We start from the raw sequence: 22,446 nt of genomic DNA on the forward strand, positions 1-22,446 counted from the left end.
AGGAGCAAGACCATGAGCGAAAACAACAACAACATGACTCAAGCGATGCACCGACGGGACTTCCTCAAACACAGCGCCGTGGCCGGTGCGGTGGCAGCGGCGTTTTCCCTGGGCCTGCCGCTGCACGCATTGGCCCAGGACGCGACGCCCAAGCCCGGCGGCGTGCTGCGCCTGGGGTTGGCCGGAGGCAGCACCACTGACTCGCGCGACCCCGGTTCCTGGGTCGACACCTTCACCTTTGTCGGCTTCTCGGCGGTGTACAACACGCTGACCGAAATCGCCGTCGACGGCAGCGCGATTCCCGAGCTCGCCGAGCGCTTTGAATCGACCCCGGATGCGCGCGTGTGGACCTTCCACTTGCGCCCCGGCGTGACCTTCCATAACGGCAAAAGCCTGAGCGCCGAAGACGTGGTGGTGTCGATCAATCATCACCTGAGCAAGGACTCCACGTCGGCCGCCAAGACTGTACTCGGCGACGTCGCCAGCGTCAGCGCCCAGGGCAATGATGCGGTGGTGTTCGAGCTGCATTCTGGCAACGCCGACTTTGCCTACGTGGTTGCCGATTATCACCTGGTGATCATGCCCGCCAAGGATGGCGCCGCCGACTGGAAGGCCGGCGTCGGCACCAGCGGCTACCGCCTGAAAAGCTTCGAGCCGGGTGTGCGCATGGACCTGGAGCGCAACCCCGACTACTGGAAACCCGGTCGCGCGCATTTCGCCAGCGCCGAGTTGCTGGCCATCGCCGACGGTGCCGCGCGGGTCAATGCGCTGGTCACCGGGCAGGTCGATGTGATCAACAAGGTCGACCTAAAAACCGTGGCCCTGCTCAAGCGCAACGCCAACCTGGTGATCGAAGAAACCAAGGGCGCGCAGCACTACACCTTCCCGATGCTGTGCGACAGCAACGAATTCAAGAACAACGACATTCGCATGGCGATGAAGCACGCGATCAATCGCGAAACCTTGCTCGCCTCGGTGCTGTACGGCTACGGCCTGGTGGGCAACGACCACCCGATCCAGCCCGGCAGCCGCTTTATCAACGCCGCCCTGGAGCAACGCACCTACGATCCGGACAAGTCGCGCTTCTACCTGCGCAAGGCCGGGGTGGAGTCGCTCAAGGTCCGCCTGCAGGCGTCGGACGCCGCCTACACCGGCGCAGTGGACGCCTCGGTGTTGTTCAAGGAGCAGGCGCGCCAGGCCGGTATCGACATCGACGTGGTGCGCGAACCGGCCGACGGGTTCTTCTCCAACGTGTGGATGAAGCAGCCGTTCACCACTTCGTTCTGGTACAGCAGCCTGACCGCCGACCGCATGTTCAGCATCGGCTACGCCAAGGGTGCGGCGTGGAACGAGACCCACTGGGACAACCCGCGTTTCAATCAACTGCTGACCGCCGCCCGTGGCGAGATGAACGCCCCGTTGCGCCAGGAGATGTACAACGAAATGCAGGCCCTGTGCCGGGATGATGGCGGGGCCATCGTGCCGCTGTTTGCCAGTTCGGTGGCGGCGCGTTCGAACCGCGTGGCGCACGGTGCGCAGACCGCACCCTATGGCGAGTTGGATGGGCTGAGGCTGATCGAGCGGTGGTGGCAGGCGTGAATACTTCAGAAACGCCACAAACCACATGTGGGAGCGGGCTTGCTCGCGAATGCGCTGGGTCAGTCTCTATCTGTATTGGCTGACACACCGCTTTCGCGAGCAAGCCCGCTCCCACATTGGACATTTTTCGCCTTCGAGAACATGCCCAACTCATGAGAACCGAACATGAATAGCTTATTCAAACTGGTGCTCCAACGCCTGGCCCTCGGCCTGCTGTCTTTGTTCGCCGTGTCGGTGATCATCTTTCTCGCCGTGGGCATGCTCCCGGGGGATATCGCCCAGGCCATGCTCGGCCAGTCCGCCACGCCGGAGACCGTAGCGGCGTTTCGCGCGCAACTGGGCCTGGATCTGCCGCCGCTGACGCGCTTCGCGCACTGGCTGCTGCGTCTGCTGCACGGTGATCTCGGCGCTTCGCTGGCCAACCAGCGACCCATTGCCGAGTTGATCGGCGCGCGCCTGGGCAACACCTTGAGCCTGGCCGCGTTGGCGGCGTTGGTCTCGGTGCCGACGGCGCTGGTGCTGGGGATGCTGGCGGCGTTGTACCGCAACAGCTGGTTCGATCGCCTGCTCAACACCTCGGCGTTGAGCGCGGTGTCGTTCCCGGAGTTCTTCGTCGCGTACCTGTTAATCCTGGTGTTCTCGGTGAAGCTGGGGTGGTTTCCCAGCCTGTCCAACCTGGCCCCGGATGCCAGTTTCGGCACCATTCTCGAACGCTCGGTGTTGCCGGTGGCCACCCTCAGCCTGGTGGTGATCGCGCAGATGATGCGCATGACCCGCGCCTCGCTGATTAACCTGCTGGCCAGCCCGTATATCGAGATGGCGCGCCTGAAGGGCATCCGTCAGTCGCGGATTATCTGGCGGCACGCGCTGCCCAATGCGCTGGCGCCCATCGTCAATGTGGTCGCGCTGAACCTGGCGTACCTGGTGGTGGGCGTGGTGGTGGTCGAAGTGGTGTTCGTGTACCCGGGCCTCGGCCAGTTGCTGGTGGACTCGGTGTCCAAGCGCGACATTCCGGTGGTGCAGGCCTGCAGCCTGATCTTCGCCGCCACTTATATCCTGCTCAATACCGGGGCGGACGTGTTGTCAATCGCCAGCAACCCACGCCTGATGCATCCGAAGGGGTAGACCATGAGCCTGTTGAGCCAAGTGGCCCGGGCGCCGTTGAGCGCCAAGTTCGGCCTGCTGATCATTGTGTTGTACATCGTGGTGGCGGTGTTTGCGCCGCTGCTGGCGCCCTACGGCGAAACCCAGGTGGTGGGCGAGGGCTTTGCGCCTTGGAGCGGCCAGTTCCTGCTGGGCACCGATAACCTGGGGCGCGACATGTTCAGCCGCCTGGTGTACGGCGCGCGCAATACCCTGGGCATCGCGTTCCTGACCACGACCCTGGCGTTTCTGCTCGGCGGCCTGTGTGGCTTGGTCGCCGCGATCAAGGGCGGCTGGATCGACCAGGGCTTGTCGCGGGTGGTGGACATTCTCATGGCGATCCCGCAGCTGATCTTTGCCTTGCTGATTCTCAGCGTGGTGGGCACCAACGCCACCTCGCTGGTGCTGGTGATTGCGCTGCTGGATTCGACGCGGGTGTTTCGCCTGTCCCGCGCCGTGGCGATGACCGTGGTGGTGCAGGACTTCGTCGAGGCTGCCCGCCTGCGCGGCGAAGGCCTGTGGTGGCTGGTCACCCGCGAAGTGCTGCCCAACGCCGCCGCACCGTTGATTGCCGAATTCGGCCTGCGCTTCTGCTTTGTATTCCTGTTTATCAGCGCGCTGTCGTTCCTCGGCCTGGGCATCCAACCGCCCACCGCCGACTGGGGCAGCATGGTCCGCGACAACGCGGTGTTGATCACCTTCGGCGATATCAGCCCGTTGCTGCCGGCCCTGGCAGTGGCGTTGATCACCGTCAGCGTGAATTTTGTCGTCGACTGGATGCTGCATAAATCCAGCGGCCTGAAGGAGTGTTGAGGATGGACAAGCCCTTGTTGGAAATCCGCAACCTGCAGATCGAGGGACATTACGAGGACGCCTGGCACCCGCTGATCAAGGGCATCGACCTGACCTTGCAGCGCGGCGAAGTGCTGGGGCTGATTGGCGAGTCGGGGGCGGGCAAATCGACCCTCGGGCTGGCCGCCATGGGCTATGCGCGCGAAGGTTGCCGCATCACGGGCGGCTCGGTGTGTTTTGACGGCATTCAACTGCTGCAGGCCAAGCCTGAAGCGCTGCGCAAGTTACGCGGCTTGCGCATTGCCTATGTCGCGCAAAGTGCGGCCGCGTCGTTCAACCCGGCGCATCGGCTGATCGACCAGCACGTCGAAACGGCGGTGATCAACGGCGGCATCAACCGTGCCCAGGCCGAGCGCGAAGCGGTGGAGTTGTACCGCGTTCTGCGCTTGCCCAACCCGCAGACCATCGGCCAACGTTATCCCCATCAGGTTTCCGGCGGCCAGCTGCAACGGGTGATGACCGCGATGGCGATGGCGTGCCACCCCGACCTGATCATCTTTGACGAACCCACCACCGCCCTCGACGTCACCACGCAGATCGAAGTCCTCGCGGCGATCCGCGATGCGGTGAAAACCTTCGGCAGCGCCGCGCTGTATATCAGCCACGACCTGGCGGTGGTCGCGCAGATGGCCGACCGCATTATGGTGCTGCGCCACGGCAAGCTGGTGGAAGAGGCCGACACCCGCAGCATGCTCAGCCAGCCGCAGCAGGACTACACCAAGTCGCTGTGGGCAGTGCGCAGCTTTCGCACCGAGCCCAAGCCGTGCCCGGTGCAGGAGCAACCGCTGCTGGATGTGCGTCAGGTGTGCGCCAGCTATGGCCATCAACCGGTGCTGCAGGAGGTGTCGATGAAGCTGTATCGCGGCCAGACCCTGGCGGTGATCGGCGAGTCCGGCAGCGGCAAGAGCTCCACCGCGCGCCTGATCACCGGCTTGCTCCCGGCCACGAGCGGGCAGGTGCTGTATGACGGCGAGGCGTTGCCGGTGGACTTTCGCCAGCGCAGCAAGGAGCAGTTGCGGCGCATCCAGATGATCTACCAGATTCCCGATACCGCGCTGAACCCACGCCAGCGCATCGTCGACATCATCGGCCGGCCGCTGACGTTTTACCTGGGCCTGAAGGGCAAGGCCCTGCGCGCGCGGGTCGCCGAGCTGCTGGAAATGATCGAGCTGGACCCGGCCACCTACATGGAGCGCCAGCCGCGAGAACTGTCCGGCGGGCAGAAGCAGCGCATCTGCATCGCCCGCGCCCTGGCGGCCGACCCGCAATTGATCATCTGCGATGAGGTCACCTCGGCCCTCGATCAACTGGTGGCCGAGGGCGTGTTGAAACTGCTCAATTGCCTCCAGCAGCAACTCGGCGTGGCCTACCTGTTCATCACTCATGACGTTGCCACCGTCCGCGCGATTGCCGATGAAGTGGTGGTGATGCAGCGGGGCAGGGTGGTGGACCAGGGCAGCCGCAGCGCGATTTTCACCCCGCCGTACCAGGACTACACCGGCCTGTTGTTTTCATCCGAACCTGCGATGGACCCGGACTGGCTCGATCACTTGCTGGCCCAACGGGCGGCGCCCACTGTTTGAGGAATTCACATGAAGGTTTTGATTGTTCACGCGCACCCTGAACCGCAGTCGTTTACCGCCGCCTTGCGTGATCAGGCCGTCGCCACGTTGAGCGCGCAGGGGCATGAGGTGCAGGTCAGTGATCTGTATGCGATGCAGTGGAACCCGGTGGCGTCGGCCGCGGACTTTTGCGCGCGGGAAAACCCTGACTACCTGGTGTATGCCCTGGAGCAGCGCCTGGGGGTGAAGAAGCAGTCGATCGCGGCGGATATCCAGGGCGAGTTGGACAAGCTGCTCTGGGCTGACTTGCTGATCCTCAATTTTCCGATCTTCTGGTTCTCGGTGCCGGCGATGCTCAAGGGCTGGATCGACCGGGTACTGGTGTCGGGCGTGTGTTACGGCGGCAAGCGGTTTTACGATCAGGGCGGGCTGGCGGGCAAGCGGGCGTTGGTCACGGTGACCTTGGGCGGGCGTGAACACATGTTCGGCGAGGGCGCGATTCACGGGCCGTTGGAGGACATGTTGCGGCCGATCCTGCGCGGGACCTTGGCGTATGTCGGGTATGAAGTGCTGGCGCCGTTCGTGGCGTGGCATGTGCCGTATATCAGCGATGAGGCGCGGCAGGCATTTCTGATCGCGTACGAGCAGCGGTTGCAAGGGCTGGCGGATGAGCAGCCGTTGGTGTTCCCGAAAATGGCGCAGTTCGATGAGGCGCTGTATCCCCTTTCTTGAACTTGTCACCGGCCAAATGTGGCAGCGGGCTTGCCTGCGAGTGCGGTACATCCGCTACAGATCTGTAGCCTGACACACCGCTATCGCAGGCAAGCCCGCTCCTACATTTTGAGCTGCATCAGTCAGTGCTATTGCGTTGTTCGCGCAGACGCTGCGCCGCGCTGCGCAGCAGTTGCTCGGTACCATCCCAGCCCAGGCAGCCATCGGTCACCGACACGCCGTATTTCATCGATGCACTCAGCGGTTGGCAGCCTTCGAACAGGTGGCTTTCGATCATCATGCCGACCAGCGACGTGTCGCCCTGCAAGCGCTGCTCCAGCACGTCGTTGAACACCGTCGGTTGGCGCAACGGGTCCTTGCCGCTGTTGGCATGGCTGCAATCGACCATGATCCGCGCCGCCACCTTGGACTTGGCCAGGTCGAGCTTGACCTGCGCCACGCTCTGCGCATCGTAGTTCGGTCCGCGGTGGCCGCCGCGCAGCACCAGGTGGGTGTCGGGGTTGCCTGGGGTCTGGATGATCGCCGGATGGCCCTGGCTGTCGACGCCGAAGTGGCGGTGCGGGTGGGCGGCCGAGCGCATCGCGTCGCAGGCAATCGCAACGCCGCCGTCGGTGCCGTTCTTGAAGCCCACGGGCATGCCCAGGCCGCTGGCCATTTCGCGGTGGATCTGCGATTCGGTGGTACGCGCACCAATCGCAACCCAGCTGAGCAGGTCATCGAAGTAGCCGGCGGCCATCGGTTGCAGCAGCTCGGTGGCGACCGGCAGGCCCAGGCGCAGCATTTCGCGCATCAGCTCGCGCGACAGCGTGAGGCCGGCGGCCATGTCATCGCTGCCATCCAGGTGCGGGTCGTAGGCCAGGCCTTTCCAGCCGATGGTGGTGCGCGGTTTTTCGACGTAGGCGCGGATCACCAGCAGCATCTGGTCGCTGACTTCAAGGGCCAGCTTCTTCAGATTGCGTGCGTACTCCATGGCCGATTCCGGGTCGTGGATCGAGCACGGGCCGACAATCACCAGCAAGCGCGAATCCTGACCATCGAGGATGGCGCGCACGGCTTGGCGATGGGCGTGAATCTGTTCATTGAGGAACGGGCTGAGGGGCAACTGGTGCTTGAGCTCAAGCGAGCTGGGCAGGCGCTGGGTCAGGGCTTCGTTGGCGCTGGTCAGGTTCGAAACGGGCAGAGCGGCGGTGGCAGAGTTCATATTCAAGGCTTCCTGGGCAAGCGGCGGGCTGTTCCCGCGCGCTTGGCCCTACTGGGGTGTTCGACAATTGGCCGTATCGGCTACGTGTGTTGGCTTGCCACCGATAGGTGACCGATCGGAGGCGGCAGGCTGTCCCGAGCGGAGCTTGCTAAATCGCCAGGCGGTGGAGGTGTCGTAGCGGTAATAGGTGGCGTAGTTCATGTCTTGATTCCTTTTTAGTGTCCGGTGTGCAACGAAATTTTCAGGGCCTGAAAAAACAAAACCCCCGGTCGGGGAGCCGACCGGGGGTTAGATTTCTCTGGTAGGCGACCCCTTGAGTAGTGGGCGCCGATTTCAGGTATCAGGCGCGCCAGTGGCTAAACCAATACCCAAAATAAAAGCTGACCAGTGCGCTCGAACCGTTCACACGGGTAGCCGACACCGAGCGCTGGGCGCTGGCAGCAGGGCAAACCTGAGGGTGGGTGAGTTGCAACATGGTATGTCTCCAAATGATGGAGCGAGCTTACTAGAGGCACACCGGTGGATTCAATCAGTAATTTCTATTGCCGCGGGGTACTTACGGCTATGAGGGACTGCCGATATGCTGGACACACCTTGTTAATGATTGCTTGGACGCGACCATGACCGCCTTGACCCTTGCTGCTGCTCAAACTGTTTCCATCGCGGGCGACGTGCCGGCCAACATCCACCGGCACCTGGCGTTCATGCGCGCGGCGGCGGCCAACGGCGTGCAAGTGCTGGTCTTTCCGGAGCTGTCGCTGACCGGGTACGAGCCGTTTCTGGCGGCTGAGTTGGCCATAGAGCCCGAGGCTGCCGTGTTGGCGCCACTGCGCGAGATGGCACGCGAGCTGCGCTTGACCGCGGTGGTGGGCATGCCGGTCCGGCTGGCGTCGCAAGAGGGCGTATTGATCGGTGCGCTGGTGCTGGGCGCGGACGGTTCCCTCGGCGTCTACACCAAGCAGCATTTGCACCCCGGCGAAGCGTTGGCGTTTGTCGCCGGGCAGGGGGGCGCGGCCCTCGAGCGGGGAGATGAGCGTATTGCGTTGGCGGTGTGTGCGGACTTTTCCCACGCCAGCCATCCTCGTCGCGCGGCTGAAGCGGGTGCCACCGTGTATGCGGTGGGTGTGCTGATCAGCGAAGGCGGCTATGCGGCGGACAGCGCTTTGCTCCAAGGCTATGCCGCCGAGCATGGTCTGCTGGTACTGATGGCCAACCATGGTGGCCCATCGGGTGGCTGGGCCTGCGCGGGTCGCAGCGCGATCTGGGCGCCGGATGGCCGCTTGATTGCCGCCGCCCCAGGGGTGGGCGACGCATTGGTGATCGCCCAGGGCGAAGGTGGGCGTTGGGTTGGCCGAGTGGTAGCAGTGTAAATGAGCTTTCATCTACGGGCCGCGACGGCCAACGACTTGCCCTTTGCCCGCACCCTGACCCACGAAGCCATGAGCCGCTACTACCTGCAGTACGGCTTGCTGTGGTCCAACGATGGCTTCGACGTCGCCTGGGCCGGGCGTGAGAACTGGCTGATCTGCCGCGATGACGCGGTGATGGGGTTTGTCAGCCTCAGTCGGGATAGCAAGGCCCTGTATATCCGCGAGTTGCACATGCTCGAGTGTTGTCGCAAGCAGGGCGCGGGCAGTTGGGTGCTGGAGCAGATGGCGCTGAAAGCGCGCACGCAAGGCCTGGGGCTACTACGCTTGACGGTGTTCAAGACCAATCCGGCGAGAAGGTTGTATCAGCGCCGAGGCCTGAGCATCGTGGGGGAAGAGGACTGCTTCTGGCGTATGGAACTCGACTGTCGGTCAACGCTGGCGGGCGAATAGCACACTCATTCGGGCAAAACAGGCACAACGTTTCAATAAGCGCATACTGGGTCAGGACAGTACGTCCAGCTCCTGTCTCAGGGGCTCATTCTCGGCCAGGATGATGCCCTCTTTCATGCCCAGAAGGACCGCTACCTTATGGGCCTCTCCACGCCGTCCCTTTTTGCGCCCAGCGAGCACTTGATAAGTGGTTGCCGGGTCCACGCCGTGTTCCCGGGCGAACGCTTGAACTGACTTTCCTTGGTGTTCAAGCCAAGCCTTGGCTTGTGCAGCAGTGCGGATTGCGGGCATAGTTCAAAACCGTTCAAGTTTGTTTAACGAAGAGATGAGTGTGTCACCTCTTGGGGTGTGCCAATTTAGGATCATACATCCAAATGAGTGGAATCGGTTCGCGTTTAAGGCAAGAAAGAGAGCGGCTAGGGCTGTCGCAAAAAGTGTTTGGTGAAATAGGAGGCGTTGAAGCCAACGCGCAAGGCAAATATGAAAACGGCGGTCGGGCGCCCAAGGCTGACTACCTTTCCCGCGTGGCGCAAAGAGGTGTGGATATCCTGTACGTGTTGACCGGCAGCCCCACGCCGATCCAACTGGATAACCTGAGCCAGATCGAAGAAAAAGTACTGGGCAATTATCGAGCGATGTTCAAGGAAGACCAGGATGCAATCCGCCGCTTGACCACCACGCTGGCCGAGCATTCATCCATACGCAACGGAAAACCCAAGCCGCAACCCCAGGATTCCTGACCTTTAACCCGATAAACAGCGCGGTTCATGGTTCGACGGGCAGGCGCAGCGCGTGGAAACTCTATATATATGACACTTGCAACTAGGTCTGCGCCTTGGTTTTTTGCTAAGGTGTTCAGCAACCTATAAGACCATATCGCGAGGTGTCTGCTTGATTAGGGTGCTAGTAGTCGATGACCATGATCTCGTTCGTACAGGCATTACACGAATGCTGGCTGACATCGATGGCCTGCAAGTAGTCGGCCAGGCCGAATCGGGTGAGGAGTCCCTGATCAAGGCCCGGGAGTTGAAACCCGATGTGGTGTTGATGGACGTCAAGATGCCCGGGATCGGCGGTCTTGGCGCCACGACCAAGTTGTTGCGCAGCCACCCCGACATCAAGGTCGTGGTGGTCACCGTGTGCGAGGAAGACCCGTTTCCCACCCGCCTGTTGCAGGCAGGGGCGGCGGGCTACCTGACCAAGGGCGCGGGCCTGGCCGAGATGGTCCAGGCCATTCGCCTGGTATTTGCCGGCCAGCGGTACATCAGCCCGCAGATTGCCCAGCAATTGGCCATCAAATCCTTCCAGCCCACCAGCGACTCGCCCTTCGACGCACTGTCGGAGCGGGAAATCCAGATTGCCTTGATGATTGTCGGGTGCCAGAAGGTGCAGACCATCTCCGACAAGCTGTGCCTGTCACCCAAGACCGTCAACACCTACCGCTATCGCATTTTCGAGAAGCTCGCCATCAGCAGTGATGTTGAATTGACCCTGCTCGCGGTGCGCCACGGCATGGTGGACGCCAGCGCCTGACATGAGCACACCGTTTGATCCAAGTGCCTTTCTCTCAACCTGCAGTGGCCGCCCTGGCGTGTACCGCATGTTCGACAGCGAGGCACGGCTGCTGTATGTCGGCAAAGCCAAGAACCTGAAAAACCGCCTGGCGAGCTACTTTCGCAAGACCGGCCTGGCGCCCAAGACCGCCGCGCTGGTGGGGCGTATCGCCCAGGTCGAAACCACCATCACCGCCAACGAGACCGAGGCGCTGCTGCTTGAGCAGACGCTGATCAAGGAATGGCGGCCGCCCTACAACATCCTGCTGCGCGACGATAAATCCTACCCGTACGTATTTTTATCCGACGGCAACTTTCCGCGCCTGAGCATTCACCGGGGCGCGAAGAAGCAGAAGGGCAAGTATTTCGGTCCGTACCCCAGCGCGGGTGCGATCCGCGAGAGTTTGAGCCTGCTGCAAAAGACCTTCTTTGTGCGCCAGTGCGAAGACAGCTTCTACAAGAACCGCACCCGGCCTTGCCTGCAGTACCAGATCAAGCGTTGCAAGGCCCCGTGTGTGGGGCTGGTCGAGCCTGCGGAGTACGCCGAGGATGTGCGCCATTCGGTGATGTTCCTCGAAGGGCGCAGCAATGCACTGACCGATGAACTCTCCGGCGCCATGGAGCAGGCCGCCAGTACCCTGGATTTCGAGCGTGCTGCTGAGCTGCGTGACCAGATTTCCCTGCTGCGCCGCGTCCAGGATCAGCAAAGCATGGAAGGCGGCACCGGCGATGTCGATGTGATCGCAGCCTTCGTCAACCCGGGCGGCGCCTGTGTGCACCTGATCAGCGTACGGGGCGGGCGGGTGCTGGGCAGCAAGAACTTTTTCCCGCAGACCGGTATCGACGAGGAGGTCGCCGAAGTCATGGCCGCCTTCCTGGGCCAGTACTACGTCAGCAGCCCCGAGCGCGATTTGCCGTCCGAGCTGATCGTCAACGTGGTGCATGAAGACTTCCCGACCTTGATCGAGGCGATCCACGAGCTGCGCGGCCGCGAGCTGGACATCAGCCATCGTGTACGCGGCACCCGCGCACGCTGGCAGCAATTGGCCGTGACCAACGCCGAACAGGCGCTGGGCGCACGCCTGGCCAATCGACAGCACGTCGCCGCGCGTTTCGACGCATTGGCCGAAGTCCTCAACCTGGACGAGCCGCCCCAGCGCCTGGAGTGCTACGACATCAGCCACTCCAGCGGCGAGGCGACGGTAGCCTCCTGCGTGGTATTCGGGCCGGAAGGGCCGATCAAGTCCGACTACCGGCGCTACAACATCGAAGGCGTGACCGCCGGCGATGACTATGCCGCCATGCACCAGGCCCTTACGCGGCGTTTCAGCAAGCTCAAGGACGGCGAGGGCAAGCTGCCCGATATCCTGCTGGTGGACGGCGGCAAGGGCCAGCTGTCCATGGCCCGTGACGTGCTCAACGAGCTGGCGGTGCCCGACCTGATTCTGCTCGGCGTGGCCAAGGGCGCCACGCGCAAGGCCGGTTTCGAGACGTTGTACTTGAATGATGCCGCCCATGAGTTCACTTTGAAGGGGGACTCACCTGCGCTGCACCTGATCCAGCAGATTCGCGACGAAGCGCACCGTTTCGCCATTACGGGGCACCGCGCCCGCCGTGGCAAAACCCGGCGAACCTCAACCCTGGAAGGGGTTGCAGGGGTAGGCCCGACACGACGCCGCGACTTGCTCAAACATTTTGGTGGCTTGCAGGAGCTATCCCGTGCCAGCATTGACGAAATAGCCAAAGCACCCGGTATCAGTAAAAAGCTCGCTGAGTTGATTTATGCAAACCTGCACAGCGAATAGAATGCCTTTCCACCTTGTAGCCAGTTGTGCCGATGAATATCCCTAATCTGATCACCGTTCTACGCGTCCTGCTCATTCCGATTTTTATTCTGTTGTTCTATTTGCCCTACGAATGGAGCTACGCGGCCTCAAGTTCGGTATTCGCCTTTGCGGCGGCCACCGACTGGCTTGACGGCTACCTGGCGCGCCGCCTGGAACAGAGCACGCCGTTTGGCGCGTTCCTCGACCCGGTGGCCGACAAACTGATGGTGGCTGTCGCTCTGGTGCTGCTGGTACAAGAACACGGCAACCTGTGGCTGACCCTGCCGGCTGCCGTGATCATCGGCCGTGAGATCGTCGTCTCGGCCCTGCGCGAATGGATGGCCGAAATCGGCGCCCGCGCCCACGTGGCCGTGTCCAACATGGGCAAATGGAAAACCGCCGCGCAGATGCTTGCGCTGGTGATCCTGCTGGCCAACCCGTCGGACTTCTCGTTCTGGGTCCTGCTCGGCTACGCCTTGCTGCTGATCGCCGCCGGCCTGACGCTGTGGTCGATGCTCCAGTATTTGCGCGCCGCCTGGCCTCACCTGCGCACCACCGTTGAAAAGAAATAAAACTTTTTTGAATCAAGGGGTTGACGGGGGTTCTGGATTCTATAGAATGCACACCACCAAGACGCGGGAATAGCTCAGTTGGTAGAGCACGACCTTGCCAAGGTCGGGGTCGCGAGTTCGAGTCTCGTTTCCCGCTCCAAACACAAAGAAAAAGCCACTCAATAGAGTGGCTTTTTTTTGCCTGCGATTTATGAAGAGAGACCTCGGTCTCTCTGTTCATTTCCTCCCGGTTCCCTGGGGTTCCAGCCCTGCCACCGGTGTTTACGCGGTAAACGCGTGACTGTTCACCCACGCCTCCAAATCCTTTGCAGCCATTGGCTTGCCTATCAAATACCCCTGCGCTTCGTGGCAGCCCCACGCTTTCACGAGGTCGAAAATGTCCTGGTTTTCGACGCCCTCGGCCACCACGCGATAGCCCAGGCCGCTGGCCAGTTCAATCAGGTTTTTCACCAGGCGTTTATCTTTTTCATTGGTTGTCAGGTTGCTGATCAGGGACTGATCCAGCTTGACCGTGCTGGTCGGCAAGGTACTCAGGTAGATCCAGTTGCTGTAGCCGGTACCGAAGTCGTCGATGGCAACCTCGACTCCCAGATTGCGCAGGCGTGTGAGTTGCTGAACCACTTCAGTCGGGTTGGTCATGAGGGTGCTTTCAGTGAATTCCAACTCCAGCCGGTCTGCGGGGAGTTGCTCAGCCTCAAGACGACCGATGAGTGTGTCAACGAAGGCGGGGCTTTCCAGGTCGCCTACCGTGACGTTCATCGCGATTTTCAGGACCAGTCCCCGTTTGCGCCAGAGAGTGGCTTGATTGATCACCGCGTTCAGGACCCATGAGGTCAAGGACGGCATCAATGCGGTCTTTTCAGCCAGCGGTATGAATTCTGCGGGGCTGATGGTCCCCAGCAGTGGATGATCCCAGCGGATAAGGGCTTCTACCGCCTCGCATCTGCCGCTGGGCAAGTTGATTTTCGGTTGAAATACCAGCCTGAGCTGATCCTCGGCGCGGATGGCCTGCGACAGCGAACTCAAGAGGGTGAAGGCCCGTTGTTGCGTGGCATCGAACGTGGGGTCATAGAGTAAATAGCCCAGGCCACGGTCTCTCGCGGCATCTGCAGCGCTGATGACCAAGCGCAGCCAGTCCTGCTCGTCGTTGCCGTTAATCGGCAGGATGCCAATGCCGACGTGCATCAGTATAGGAATACCGTGGCAATCGACGGCCGTTTTGAAGCTCTCGATAATCCGCGGGCTGATGACCTCTCGATCAACCCTGCCCGCGATCAGGAAGCCAAAACGCGTCGGGCTGATTTTATACAGCAGGCACTCCGGCGGCAGGAGGGCGTGCAAGCGCTGTTTTATCGCAAGGATAAGGTCCTGCGCAAAGCTGTAGCCCAAGGCCTTGACCACATCGTTGAGAAACTTGGGGGAGGTGACATCCACCGCGTAAATCCTGATCGCGCCCTCGCGGGTGAGCGTCTCACGGATATCCTCTTCGAACCGCAAGCGGTTGAACAGGCCGGTCGGCTGGTCAATGTAATTCCTGGAGCGTACACCCATGATCCGCATCATCACGAGTTCGGCCAGGTGGTTGAGCATCGCCGCGTCTTGCGCACTCATCGGCGCACGCGCAACGGTATCGATAAAGCACAGGCTGCCCAGCGATAAGCCATCGTCGGTCAACAGCGGGGCGCTGGCGTAATAGCGGATAAACGGTGCGCCCGTCACCAGGATATTGGCTTTGAAGCGCGGGTCGCTGCGTGCATCCAGGATTTCCAGGGGCTGATTGTCCAGCAGCGAGTAGGCACAGAACGAGGCACTTCTCGGTGTGGAACACTCCTCGATACCGATGCGTGCCTTGAACCATTGTTCGTGCTTATCGACGATGGAGATCAGCGCGATCGGCGCGTTGAAGTACTCACTGGTCATTGCCACGATTTTATTGAAAACGGGATCTTCTTGAGTGTCCCGGGCGCACAGCTGCGCCACGCGTTCCAAGCGCTTTGACTCTGTCTGGGGAAGGGGGGCGCCGTCGTCCATGATAAAGCTCCGTTTAACCATCATCTTCAGGGACGATATCAAATTCGGACGGTGGGTTTCGACTCGAGTTGACCATCGGCGTGCTCAGCCCGTTGCGCCAATGCGGTGGGCACAGCCCTCGAGGTTTTTCTGCAGGACCCAGATTAAGCTGGTTCGCGCAGCCGATTATTCGACATACTGATCAGGTCGAAACCCTCATTTTTCTTCGAGGCTACCCTGATGCCATCCGCGCCTGCCAATCAGCCCAACCACCCGGAAGACCGTTATCGGTTGCTCGTGGAAGCCGTGGTGGACTACGCCATCTACATGCTTGATACGAATGGGCTGATTCGTAGCTGGAACTCGGGCGCCAAGCGGATCAAGCAGTACGACCAGAGCGAAGTGCTGGGTAAGCACTTCTCGTTGTTCTACACGCCGGAGGACCTGGCATCCGACCTGCCCGGCCGGGCGCTGAAGAGCGCGGATGAGTCAGGCCGCTTTGAAGGCGAAGGGTGGCGAGTCAGGAAAGACGGCACGCGCCTGTGGGCCCTGGTGATCATCGACCCGATACGCGCAGAGGATGGCTCGCTGATCGGCTTCGCAAAAGTCACGCGCGACCTGACTGAACGCCGGGCGGCAGAGCAGGCACTGCGCCAGAGCGAGCAGCAGTTCAGTCTGCTCGTGCAAGGCGTCACCGACTACGCCCTCTATATGCTGGACCCCAACGGCATCATCACCACCTGGAACGCTGGCGCCCAGCGCATCAAAGGGTATGAGCCTGCCGAAGTGATCGGCAGGCATTATTCAATGTTTTTCCAGGCGGATGATGTCGCCAATCATGTGCCTCAGCGTGCCCTGGCCACGGTCGTCAGTGAGGGGCGATACGAAGGGCAGGGCTGGCGCGTGCGCAAGGACGGTACGCGGTTCCTGGTCCATGTGGTGATCGACCCGATCAGAAACGAGCAGGGGGAGCTGATCGGCTACGCGAAAATCACCCGCGACGTGACCGAAAGCGTGCAGGCGCAACAGGAGATCAAGGAGACCAGGGAAGCGTTGTTCCAGGCGCAGAAAATGGAGTCCCTGGGTCAACTGACCGGCGGGATCGCGCATGACTTCAACAATCTGCTGATGGTTATCCTCGGCAGCCTGGAGCTGGCCAGGAAGCGCGTGCCACAGGATTCAAAAGTCCAGTCATTGCTCAATAACGCCATCTCGGGCGCTCAACGCGGCGCGACGCTTACCCAGCGTATGCTCGCGTTTGCCCGTCGTCAGGAGCTTGATCCGCAGCCTGTGGATGTGGGCGGCCTGATCAGAAACATGTCCGATCTCCTGTGCCGCATGCTCGGCGCCGGCATTCGCGTCGACACTCAGTTCCCGCTGGTCCTTCGCCCTGTGCTGGTCGACATGAGCCAACTGGAAATGGCCGTGATGAACCTGGTCATCAACGCCCGGGATGCCATGGGCGGCGAGGGGCGGATTCTGATCTCGGCAAGGGAGGATTCGTTTCCCGGCAGCCCGCCCGGTTCCGACCGGCTGATTTGCATCGCTGTCATCGACACCGGGCCGGGGATGAGTGAGGCGACCCTGCAGCGTGCGATGGAGCCATTCTTCACCACCAAAGGCGCGGGCAAAGGCACAGGGCTGGGGCTGTCGATGGTGCATGGCCTGGCGGCGCAATCCAAGGGCCGCTTTGTGCTCAAGAGTGTGGTGGGCGAGGGCACGCGTGCCGAACTTTGGTTGCCGGTTGCCGAGGTGCACAGCTCGCCGCAGGCCACTGAACCGGTATCAACCCAAAGCCCGCCTGACACATTCCACGTGCAACCCCTCGATATCCTGCTGGTGGATGACGACCCGCTGGTGCTGATCAGCACCGGCGCGATGCTTGAAGACCTCGGGCATCGCGTCACGCCGGCGGCGGGAGGGCAGGCTGCGTTGGCGTGCCTGACGCAGGGAGAGCGCTTCGACCTGGTCATCACCGACATGGCGATGCCGGAGATGAACGGGGTCGAGCTCGCCAACACCCTCGAGCAGCTGTTTCCGGCGCTGCCGATCATCCTTTCGTCCGGCTTCGCAGAGGTGGCAGTGGACCTCAAAAGCGCGTTGACGCGTTTGCCCAAGCCGTTTGATCAGTCCGCATTGGCCAGGGTTATCGCTGACATGCTGCGGGCCCGGAATGAGCCGCCTTGTTGAGCCTCACCGCCGCGTCCCGGGGGACCCTGAGGAGCCTCTGCCGCAGCGGCCGTGATCGCAGTATTCTGTGTGCTCAACCCTCGGCGTTTGATTCTGCGAGCAGTTACTCTTGAAGCGTAAAGCCTTGTTTATCGGGGTGGACATGGGCACCTCCAGCACCCGTGTCGGCGTCATTGACGAAAGCGGTCGAAGACGGGGCGCTGCCAGCCGTCCGGCGCGTTTGTCCAACCCCGCGCCTCGGGTCTACGGGCAGTGCCCGGACGAAATGTACGCCTCGGTCATGCTCGCCATCGCCGACGTACTGGCCCAGCCCTCCATCAATGCGCGTGATGTGTGTGGTATTGCGATATGCGGACAAATGGCTGGCATCTCGACGATCGGCCGTCACTGGGAAGCGACCACGCCGTATGACTCATGGCTGGACATGCGGTGTGCCAGCCAGGTGCAGCGACTCAAGCCCTACGAGCAACAGATCATCGAGCGCTCGGGCGGCCCGGTGAGTGCCACTCATGCGGCGAAGTGGCTGTATTGGCGCGATGAGCAGCCCCAGGTGTATCGACGGGTCAGCAAGCTCATCATGCCCGCGGCCTATGTGGCTGGACGCATGGCCGCGCTGGAGGCCGACGCGGCCTTCATGGATGACACTTACCTGGGTTTCAACAGCTTTGCCGACAGCCGCACGCTGCAATGGATTACCTCGTTGATCGATGAGTTTCACCTTGACGCCGAACGGTTGCCCCAACTGGTGAGGCCCTGGGACCGGATTGGCGCGGTGTGCGCACGCGCGGCGCGTGACTGCGGATTGCCGGTCGGCACGCCGATTTTCGCCGGGTGCGCCGACATCGCGGCCTCCCTGCTCGGGACCGGCGCGTTCGCCAGTGGGCAACTCTTCGATATAGCCGGTACGGGAGCCGTGCTCGCGACCTTGCTCGACACCTTTGCCGTGGACGCGCAACACAAGACCCTGTCGACGTTCCGGCATTGCGTTCCCGGCATGTACTACTCGATGGCGTATGTGGGTGGCGCTGGCCTGACGCTCAAGGGGTTTGGCCTCACGCCGGACGAATGCCTGCAACTGGAGGCCAGGGCGGCGGCACTGTGTGCCCGCAACAAGCTGTTGTACCTGCCTCATTGTGGCGGGCGGCATGCCCCCTTCGATGCGTCGCTGTCGGGGGCGTTTGTCGGCCTTGACTGGTCGCATGACCGCACCGACCAATACCGGGCGATGCTCGAGTCGATCGCTTATGAATATGCGCAGTTTCTGCGCTGCATGCGGGACATCGACAACGTCGCAGGGTTGGGTGGGGTGATCAGCCTGGGAGGCGGTGCCAACAGCCCGGTGTTCCGCCAGATCAAGGCCGACGTATTGGGTTTGCCTTATCACAAGCTGCCCAGCGCCGAATACGGCGTGTTGGGCGCGGCGATGCTCGCGGGTCATGGTGCCGGGGTCTTTGCCGACTTGCAGCAGACCGCCACGGATTGGCGTGCGCCGGTGCAAAGCGTCGCGCTGCCCGACCCGTCGCGCAGCGCCTTTTATGAGGGCATGCACCGCGCCTACGAAAGACTGGCGGGTGCGCTCAAGCCGGTTCTGGACGACCTGCAGGCTGTGCCGCTTGGTTGAGTGCCAGGACGTGCCGGGCCGGCATGTCGAGATGCTTGAAGTACTGCACGGCGAACTCCACGAACGACTTGACCCGCTGCGGCAATTTCTTCCCGCCTTCGGTGAGCAGGTGAAAGCCGGCCGTTGGGCATTGATAGTCTTCCAGCAACGGGATCAGGCGTTTCGCCTGGATATCGTCGGCGACTTCCCAGACTGACTTCCAGATAATCCCCAGGCCCTGGATCGCCCACTGGCGCAGGGTAAAACCGTCGTTGGCGAGGCGGTTGCCCTTGACCTGGATGGTGGTCGAGACCCCGTCCTTGATGAATTTCCAGCGATCCAGTGCAAAGTCCGCGCGCAGTTGCACCAGGCAATTGTGCTGGTGCAAGTCCTCCGGCGTCAGCGGGGCGCCGTAGCGGTGGAGGTACTCGGGCGCGCAGCAAATCATCGGCCGATCGACACCCAGCGAACGCGCGATCAATGAGCTGTCCGGGAGGTCGCCGAAGCGGATCGCAATGTCTGAACCGGACTCGACAAAGTCCAGGATCCGGTCGGTGAAAAACAGGCGAACGCTGACATGCGGATTGTCGCGCAGGAAGGCATCCACCAGTTGGCTGACCCATTGGCGACCCAGGTCCGTGGGGCAGGTCAGGCCGATGGTACCCAGCAGGTCGCTGTGACCGTTCTTGATGATGTTGTCCAGGGCATCGACGTCTTCGAGAATCTTCAGCGCGTTCTCAAAAAGCAACTGACCCTCAGCGGTCGGGCTCAAGCTGCGTGTATTGCGCTTGAGCAGGCGCAGGCCATAAAACTCTTCCATTGCCTTCAGCCGTCCGCTCATGGCCGCGGGCGACAGGCCCATCTGCCGCCCGGCGGTAGACAGTGAGCCTGTCTGCACGACCAGCCGAAACAATCGCATGTCCTGTAGTCGATCCACCATGATGATTCATCTCACGAGGCTGTTTTCTAATTGTTCGCAAAGTATTAAACGATTCTTCAGCTAATTCCATTAGTTAAGTAAGTCGTGAGCGCAGTTGCGCCGGCGCGAAGGCTTTGCCATGGGCATTTCAGGGGATATGTGAACGTGATTCAAATGTCTTTGTTGTTGGCTTCATCTTACGCGGTCGGTGAAAAGTCAATTTTTTAAAAGTGAATAGAAAAATAGGGAAGATTGCGAATAATGAATACCGAGCGTGTGAGTCACTACACAATAAGAGGGTTTCAAGATGCGTGTTAATTATCAGGAGGCTGCCCCTTCGATCGACCTGGCCGGCCCATTCAAAACCGCGATGGGACGCTTTGCCTCGTCCTTGACCCTGATCACCACACTCGACGATGAGGGCCGGCCCCACGGCCTGGCCGCCACCGCGTTTTCCTCGGTGTCGATGGACCCGGCTTCGGCCCTGATCTGCATCAACCGCACTGCCAGCGCTTCACCGGTGATCAAGCGATCCGGGCTGTTCTGCGTGAACATGCTGCAAAGCCAGCATGAGCCGATCTGCAGGATCTTCAGCCAGCCCGACCTGCGCGAACGACGTTTTGTAGAGGGTCAATGGCGCACGGGAGCACAGGGTATCCGGTACCTGGCCGACGCCCAGGCGGCGATTTTCTGCGAAGTGGTGCAAACCCTGGAGCACGGGACGCACACCGTGTTTATCGGCAATGTCCTGGAGGTTATCACCCAGCCACTCGACGACCCACTGTTGTACATGGGTGGGCGGTACCGTCAGTTGCAAGACTGATTCGTTAGTTGCGCAGTGCTCGTTCTTATAACAATTAAATAATAAGTGGATATGGGTATGAACAATCAGTTGTTGGGCAAGTTCAGACTGGCCGGATCGCTTCCAAAGTGGGTCGGCCTGGACACCAGTGTCGCCGGCCCGTTGATCGGTCTATTGCTGTTGTGTGTTGTATTGACGGTATCGACGCATAGTTTCCTGACCGTGAGCAACTTGCTCAATGTACTCGATCAGGTCACGGTCCTCGGCATCATGGCATTGGGCATGACCCTGGTCATCCTGATTGGCGGCATCGACCTGTCGGTAGGCGCCGTACTGGCCGTGGCAATCATGGCCATGAGTTGGCTCGGTCAGGTAGTCGGGCTGCCCATGTGGGTCGCCATGCTCGGTGCCATTCTCGTCGGGGCGGCGTGTGGTTCGACCACTGCGTTGCTGGTGGTCAAGGCCGGCTTGCCGTCGTTCATTGCCACGCTGGCAATGATGTCGGTGGCGCGAGGCCTCGCTTACATGGTCACCGATGGCGCGCAAATCAGCGGCTTCCCGGAGTGGTTCAGCAACCTTTCGGTGATTCGCTACGCTGGCGTGCTGTCACTGACGGTCGGGTGCTTCGTGGTACTCGCACTGCTGTTCTGGTTTGTCCTCAGGTTCACCGTTGCGGGGCGCAGCCTGTACGCCATCGGCGGCAGCAGCAAAGTCGCCAAGCTCGCCGGAATCCGGGTCAAGGCCTACACCAGCGCGGTGTACATCATCTCCGGAGTCTGTGCAGCCCTGGGCGGCATCATCATGACTTCCCGGCTGGACACCGCCGGGGCCGGCGCGGGCGTGGGCTATGAGCTGGACGTGATCGCTGCCGTCGTCATCGGTGGCGGCAGCCTCAAGGGCGGTGCCGGCAGCGTGGTCGGCACTCTCATCGGTGTACTGATCATCGGCGTTTTACGCAATGGCTTGAACCTGGCCGGCATTTCACCCTTCGTCCAGCAAGTGGTCATCGGCGCCGTTATCGCGTTTGCCGTGATGCTTGACCTGCTCAAGCGCAACCCTGACTGATCCCAAGCCCAAATAATAAGGATAAAAACCATGAAGCTTTCAGCGTTTCCAGTGCGTGCTCTCGCGCTTCTGCTTGGCTGCCTGATGTGGATCAGTGCGCACGCCCAGTCCAAGCCCGTGGGTGAAATCACCGTCGGCATGTCGATCCCGAGCCTGCAATGGGTGTTCTACCTGATGGTACGTGACGGCGTGACACAGCAAGCCAACGCACTCGGGATCAAGAATGTGCTGGTGGCAGACGCTCAGGCTGATCCGGCGCGGCAGGTCAGCCAGATCCAGGACATGCTCAGCAAAGGCATCGATGTGCTGCTCTATACCGCCACCGGCAGTGCGGCCTCGGCGGTGCCGGTACGCCTGGCGCGGCAGCAGGGTGTGCCCGTGATTTGCATCGACAACTTCCCGAAAAATGTCGAATGCGACGCGTACATCGCGACCGATAACCTCGCGGCGGCGGGGGAGTTGGCTCGGCAAATGATCAAGCTGACCGGTGGGACGGCTGAAATCGGCCTGCTGCAGGGCACCTTGGGCGACTCCACTGAAGTGGCCCGGGCCCAGGGCCTGGACGCGGTGTTGAAAGACGCGCCGGGGATGAAGATCGTCGACCGCAAGCCCACCGACTGGCTGCAGGACAACGGCTTCAAAGTCGCCCAAGACATGTTGCAGAAAAATCCCGGGATCAATGTGTTCATCGGCCGTTCGGATGCACCGGCGCTGGGGGCGGCACAAGCCGTCAAGGTCGCCAATATCGATCACAAGGTCTGGGTGTTCGGGTACGACGGTTTGCCCTCGGCCCTGGAGGCGATTCGCGACGGCAAGATGGACATGACCATCACCCAGCAGGCGGTGGAAATGGGCCGCACGGCGCTGCGTACCGCGCTCGACCTGCAACAGGGCAAGCCGGTGGCCAAGACGCAGTTGCTACCGGCCTTTGTCACCACCCGCGACAACGTGGCGACGTTCCTTGAGCAGCACCCGTGAACCGGATCCAGGAGGGCACGTC

The 22,446-nt window shown here is 61.5% G+C and carries 20 protein-coding genes and 1 tRNA gene; 17 read left to right on the plus strand and 4 right to left on the minus strand.

Annotated features, from left to right (window positions below; all coding sequences use genetic code 11):
- Window positions 1–12: 12 nt before the first annotated feature.
- From BBG20_RS17885 to BBG20_RS17905, 5 genes are all read left to right on the plus strand, one after another.
- Window positions 13–1,599: an ABC transporter substrate-binding protein gene (locus tag BBG20_RS17885; protein ID WP_065905583.1), complete on the plus strand. Its 1,587-nt coding sequence runs from the start codon at window positions 13–15 to the stop codon at window positions 1,597–1,599.
- Window positions 1,600–1,764: 165 nt separating this feature from the next.
- Window positions 1,765–2,724: an ABC transporter permease gene (locus BBG20_RS17890; protein WP_065905584.1), complete on the plus strand. Its 960-nt coding sequence runs from the start codon at window positions 1,765–1,767 to the stop codon at window positions 2,722–2,724.
- Between the two features lie 3 nt (window positions 2,725–2,727).
- Window positions 2,728–3,555 (plus strand): ABC transporter permease, encoded by an 828-nt coding sequence (locus BBG20_RS17895; RefSeq protein WP_065905585.1) that lies wholly within the window; start codon window positions 2,728–2,730, stop codon window positions 3,553–3,555.
- Between the two features lie 2 nt (window positions 3,556–3,557).
- Complete coding sequence (locus tag BBG20_RS17900) at window positions 3,558–5,177, plus strand: ABC transporter ATP-binding protein (RefSeq protein WP_065905586.1); 1,620 nt, start codon at window positions 3,558–3,560, stop codon at window positions 5,175–5,177.
- A 9-nt stretch (window positions 5,178–5,186) separates the two neighbouring features.
- A complete protein-coding gene (locus BBG20_RS17905) occupies window positions 5,187–5,888 on the plus strand; it encodes an NAD(P)H-dependent oxidoreductase (protein WP_065905587.1) in 702 nt (233 codons plus the stop codon).
- A gap of 118 nt (window positions 5,889–6,006) precedes the next feature.
- Here BBG20_RS17905 and BBG20_RS17910 read toward each other — a convergent pair whose 3' ends face one another.
- Window positions 6,007–7,089: a 3-deoxy-7-phosphoheptulonate synthase gene (locus BBG20_RS17910; protein WP_065905588.1), complete on the minus strand. Its 1,083-nt coding sequence runs from the start codon at window positions 7,087–7,089 to the stop codon at window positions 6,007–6,009.
- A gap of 620 nt (window positions 7,090–7,709) precedes the next feature.
- Here BBG20_RS17910 and BBG20_RS17915 point away from each other — a divergent pair.
- The gene (locus BBG20_RS17915; RefSeq protein WP_065905589.1) at window positions 7,710–8,459 is read left to right on the plus strand and encodes a carbon-nitrogen hydrolase family protein; all 750 of its coding nucleotides are present in this window, start codon (window positions 7,710–7,712) and stop codon (window positions 8,457–8,459) included.
- The gene (locus tag BBG20_RS17920) at window positions 8,460–8,909 is read left to right on the plus strand and encodes a GNAT family N-acetyltransferase (protein ID WP_065905590.1); all 450 of its coding nucleotides are present in this window, start codon (window positions 8,460–8,462) and stop codon (window positions 8,907–8,909) included.
- Between the two features lie 51 nt (window positions 8,910–8,960).
- Here the strand turns inward: BBG20_RS17920 and BBG20_RS17925 are convergent, their stop codons facing one another.
- Window positions 8,961–9,200, minus strand: coding sequence for a DNA-binding protein (locus BBG20_RS17925; RefSeq protein WP_065905591.1), 240 nt, complete (start codon window positions 9,198–9,200; stop codon window positions 8,961–8,963).
- Between the two features lie 83 nt (window positions 9,201–9,283).
- On the opposite strand from BBG20_RS17925, the gene BBG20_RS17930 reads away from it, so the two are divergent.
- The 5 genes from BBG20_RS17930 (at window position 9,284) to BBG20_RS17950 (ending at window position 12,999) form a co-directional block, all read left to right on the plus strand.
- Window positions 9,284–9,649, plus strand: coding sequence for a helix-turn-helix domain-containing protein (locus BBG20_RS17930; protein WP_065905592.1), 366 nt, complete (start codon window positions 9,284–9,286; stop codon window positions 9,647–9,649).
- A gap of 151 nt (window positions 9,650–9,800) precedes the next feature.
- The gene (gacA, locus tag BBG20_RS17935; RefSeq protein WP_003190387.1) at window positions 9,801–10,442 is read left to right on the plus strand and encodes a response regulator transcription factor GacA; all 642 of its coding nucleotides are present in this window, start codon (window positions 9,801–9,803) and stop codon (window positions 10,440–10,442) included.
- A 1-nt stretch (window position 10,443) separates the two neighbouring features.
- Window positions 10,444–12,267 carry an excinuclease ABC subunit UvrC gene (uvrC, locus tag BBG20_RS17940; RefSeq protein ID WP_065905593.1) on the plus strand — a complete coding sequence of 608 codons (1,824 nt, stop codon included), beginning with the start codon at window positions 10,444–10,446 and terminating at the stop codon, window positions 12,265–12,267.
- 32 nt (window positions 12,268–12,299) lie between these two features.
- Entirely contained in the window at window positions 12,300–12,860 is a 561-nt protein-coding gene (gene pgsA / locus BBG20_RS17945; RefSeq protein WP_016968866.1) for a CDP-diacylglycerol--glycerol-3-phosphate 3-phosphatidyltransferase, read from the plus strand.
- Window positions 12,861–12,923: 63 nt separating this feature from the next.
- Window positions 12,924–12,999 (plus strand) — tRNA-Gly (locus BBG20_RS17950).
- A 122-nt stretch (window positions 13,000–13,121) separates the two neighbouring features.
- Here BBG20_RS17950 and BBG20_RS17955 read toward each other — a convergent pair.
- Window positions 13,122–14,891, minus strand: coding sequence for a sensor domain-containing phosphodiesterase (locus BBG20_RS17955; RefSeq protein WP_065905594.1), 1,770 nt, complete (start codon window positions 14,889–14,891; stop codon window positions 13,122–13,124).
- A gap of 219 nt (window positions 14,892–15,110) precedes the next feature.
- Here BBG20_RS17955 and BBG20_RS17960 point away from each other — a divergent pair, with 219 nt between their 5' ends.
- Together BBG20_RS17960 and BBG20_RS17965 are read left to right on the plus strand one after the other, a co-directional pair.
- Window positions 15,111–17,060: a hybrid sensor histidine kinase/response regulator gene (locus BBG20_RS17960; RefSeq protein WP_065905595.1), complete on the plus strand. Its 1,950-nt coding sequence runs from the start codon at window positions 15,111–15,113 to the stop codon at window positions 17,058–17,060.
- A 109-nt stretch (window positions 17,061–17,169) separates the two neighbouring features.
- Window positions 17,170–18,681 (plus strand): xylulokinase, encoded by a 1,512-nt coding sequence (locus tag BBG20_RS17965; RefSeq protein ID WP_226940007.1) that lies wholly within the window; start codon window positions 17,170–17,172, stop codon window positions 18,679–18,681.
- Here the strand turns inward: BBG20_RS17965 and BBG20_RS17970 are convergent.
- Entirely contained in the window at window positions 18,638–19,600 is a 963-nt protein-coding gene (locus BBG20_RS17970) for a LysR family transcriptional regulator (protein ID WP_177343950.1), read from the minus strand. The two genes, BBG20_RS17965 and BBG20_RS17970, sit on opposite strands and share 44 nt — an antisense overlap.
- A 286-nt stretch (window positions 19,601–19,886) precedes the next feature.
- Between BBG20_RS17970 and BBG20_RS17975 the strand changes: the two genes are divergently transcribed.
- From BBG20_RS17975 to BBG20_RS17985, 3 genes are read left to right on the plus strand one after another with little or no spacing between them, the layout of a single operon-like run.
- On the plus strand, window positions 19,887–20,402 hold the full coding sequence (locus BBG20_RS17975) for a flavin reductase family protein (RefSeq protein WP_065905597.1): 516 nt from the start codon (window positions 19,887–19,889) through the stop codon (window positions 20,400–20,402).
- Between the two features lie 57 nt (window positions 20,403–20,459).
- A complete protein-coding gene (locus BBG20_RS17980) occupies window positions 20,460–21,446 on the plus strand; it encodes an ABC transporter permease (protein WP_065905598.1) in 987 nt (328 codons plus the stop codon).
- Between the two features lie 30 nt (window positions 21,447–21,476).
- Window positions 21,477–22,424, plus strand: a complete 948-nt coding sequence (locus BBG20_RS17985) for a sugar ABC transporter substrate-binding protein (protein ID WP_065905599.1) — start codon at window positions 21,477–21,479, stop codon at window positions 22,422–22,424.
- Window positions 22,425–22,446: the final 22 nt, after the last annotated feature.

Origin of the sequence: Pseudomonas aylmerensis (assembly GCF_001702265.1) — a bacterium.
Taxonomy (GTDB): domain Bacteria; phylum Pseudomonadota; class Gammaproteobacteria; order Pseudomonadales; family Pseudomonadaceae; genus Aquipseudomonas; species Aquipseudomonas aylmerensis.